We start from the raw sequence: 2,683 nt of genomic DNA, 5'->3' as shown, positions 1-2,683 counted from the left end.
TACAGGTTATGGTGTAACCTCACCAATCGGAAATACACCAGAAGAATTTTGGAATAGCCTTCATGAAGGAAAAATTGGGATCAAACCCATTACGAAATTTGATGCTTCTGAAATTCCAGTCTTTAATGCTGGTGAAATTCAAGATTTCCCATTCGATAAATATTTCGTGAAAAAAGATCAAAATCGTATGGATACTTACTCATTGTATGCAATCTATGCTGCAATGGAAGCTATTGAAAATTCAGGCTTGAACATGGAAGAAGAAGATCGCGATCGTGTTGGTGTGATTGTATCATCTGGTATTGGTGGTTTGCAAGAATTGGAAGATCAAATTATCCGGATGCATGAACGTGGGATGAAGAGAATCCAACCAATGTTTATTCCAAAAGCTCTTTCAAACATGGGGGCTGGAAACATCGCACTTAAGATTGGGGCTCAAGGGGTATGTAAATCCGTGACAACAGCTTGTGCTTCTGCCAACGATGCCATTGGTGAAGCTTTCCGTGAAATTAAATTTGGTATGCATGATGTTGTTTTGGCAGGTGGTGCTGAAGCTTCGATTACTAAGATTGGTATCGGTGGTTTCAATGCTCTTACGGCCCTTTCAACAACAGAAGACCCAGAACGTTCATCTATCCCATTTGACAAAGACCGTAATGGTTTTGTGATGGGTGAAGGTGCAGGGGTTCTTGTCATCGAAAGTTTGGAACATGCCCAAAAACGTGGTGCTAATATTTTGGCTGAAATTGTTGGTTACGGTTCAAACTGTGATGCTTACCATATGACAACACCAACACCAGATGGTTCAGGTGCTGCTAAAGCAATTAAATTGGCTATTAATGAAGCTGGTATCAAACCTGAAGATGTTGATTATGTTAATGCTCACGGGACATCAACACCTGCCAATGAAAAAGGTGAAAGTGGTGCCATTGTTTCTGTACTTGGTAAAGAAGTTCCTGTATCATCTACTAAATCATTTACAGGACACTTGTTAGGTGCTGCTGGTGCAGTTGAAGCGATTGCTACCATCGAAGCGATTCGTCACAGCTTTGTACCAAAAACTGCTGGTACTAAAGAATTGTCTGACTATATCGAAGCAAACGTTGTTTATGGTGAAGGTCAAGAAGCGGATATTCAGTACGCTATCTCAAATACCTTTGGTTTTGGAGGACACAATGCTGTTCTGGCCTTTAAACGTTGGGAGGGTTAATTCATGAATATTTCTGAAATCAAAGATTTGTTGGCTCAATTTGATGCGTCAACTTTGCGTGAATTCTCATATAAAAATAATGGCGAAGAATTGAATTTGAGTAAAAACCAAACGAGTTCAGTTGCGGCTACACCGGTTGCTCCTGCAGTTGAAGTGGTAGCAACTCCTCAAACTCCTGTAGTAGCCCCTGTTGTTGAAGCACCAGCAACTCCAGCTGTAGCGGCTGAACCAGTTGCTGCTCCAGCTCAGGCTGCAGAAGGTGATGTGGTTGAAAGTCCATTGGTTGGGGTGGCTTACTTGTCGCCAGCTCCGGACAAACCAGCCTTTGTATCTGTAGGAGACAAAGTTACTAAGGGTCAAACACTCTTGATTATCGAAGCCATGAAAGTGATGAATGAAGTCCCAGCACCAAAGGATGGGGTAGTCACTGAAATTTTGGTAACGAATGAAGAAATGGTTGAATTTGGAAAAGGATTGGTTCGAATCAAATGACAATTGATATTAATGCTATTCGTGAGGCTTTGCCGCATCGTTACCCAATGCTTTTGGTGGATCGCGTTATAGAAACAAGCGAAGATACGATTGTTGCCATTAAAAACGTGACAATTAATGAACCATTTTTTAATGGACATTTTCCACAATATCCTGTTATGCCAGGTGTTCTCATCATGGAAGCTTTGGCACAAACAGCAGGTGTATTAGAGTTGTCAAAACCTGAAAATAAAGGGAAATTAGTCTTTTATGCAGGGATGGACAAGGTGAAGTTTAAAAAACAAGTCGTTCCAGGAGATCAACTGGTGATGACAGCTACTTTTGTCAAACGTCGTGGAACCATTGCTGTTGTTGAAGCGAAAGCAGAGGTAGACGGTAAGCTTGCAGCTTCAGGAACGCTTACTTTTGCAATTGGAAATTAAGAAAGGCCTATCTATGTTTCGTAAGATCTTAATCGCCAATCGTGGTGAGATTGCAGTGCGCATTATTCGTGCGGCTCGTGAACTTGGCATCGAGACGGTTGCGGTGTATTCTACTGCTGATAAAGAAGCCTTGCATACCTTACTAGCGGATGAAGCAGTCTGTATTGGCCCTGCTAAATCAACAGAATCTTATTTGAATATGAGTGCTGTCTTGTCTGCAGCTGTTCTAACAGGAGCAGAAGCTATCCACCCTGGTTTTGGATTTTTAAGTGAAAACTCAAAATTTGCGACCATGTGTGAGGAAGTGGGCATTAAATTTATTGGTCCTTCTGCTAAAGTCATGGATTTGATGGGGGATAAGATTAATGCTCGTAAACAGATGATCAAAGCAGGAGTGCCTGTTATTCCTGGATCAGATGGTGAAGTGTATACTGCTGAAGAAGCCCTCGAGATTGCAGAACGTATTGGTTACCCTGTGATGTTGAAAGCATCTGCAGGAGGCGGTGGTAAGGGAATTCGGAAGGTTGAAAAACCAGAAGATTTGGTTGCTGCTTTTGAA

Annotated in this window: 4 protein-coding genes; all 4 read left to right on the top strand. The window is 41.8% G+C overall.

The features are described 5' to 3' along the window. A partial coding sequence (fabF, locus tag PAN06_RS13755; protein WP_269796608.1) for a beta-ketoacyl-ACP synthase II occupies positions 1-1,210 on the top strand: 1,210 nt, incomplete at its 5' end. A 3-nt stretch (positions 1,211-1,213) separates the two neighbouring features. Continuing rightward, entirely contained in the window at positions 1,214-1,702 is a 489-nt protein-coding gene (gene accB, locus PAN06_RS13750; protein WP_049482591.1) for an acetyl-CoA carboxylase biotin carboxyl carrier protein, read from the top strand. Continuing rightward, a complete protein-coding gene (gene fabZ / locus PAN06_RS13745) occupies positions 1,699-2,124 on the top strand; it encodes a 3-hydroxyacyl-ACP dehydratase FabZ (RefSeq protein ID WP_049490988.1) in 426 nt (141 codons plus the stop codon). The genes accB and fabZ overlap by 4 nt, the downstream gene beginning before the upstream one ends. Positions 2,125-2,137: 13 nt before the next feature. Then, a partial coding sequence (locus PAN06_RS13740) for a biotin carboxylase N-terminal domain-containing protein (RefSeq protein ID WP_276593285.1) occupies positions 2,138-2,683 on the top strand: 546 nt, incomplete at its 3' end.

The organism is Streptococcus sp. SM3, from assembly GCF_027497875.1.
This window is presented reverse-complemented; position numbering and strand designations above follow the sequence as displayed.

Bases quoted from the DNA above. Each gene is read 5' to 3' on its own strand.
- fabZ (WP_049490988.1), top strand. From the start codon at position 1,699: ATGACAATTGATATTAATGCTATTCGTGAGGCTTTGCCGCATCGTTAC.
- accB (WP_049482591.1), top strand. From the start codon at position 1,214: ATGAATATTTCTGAAATCAAAGATTTGTTGGCTCAATTTGATGCGTCA.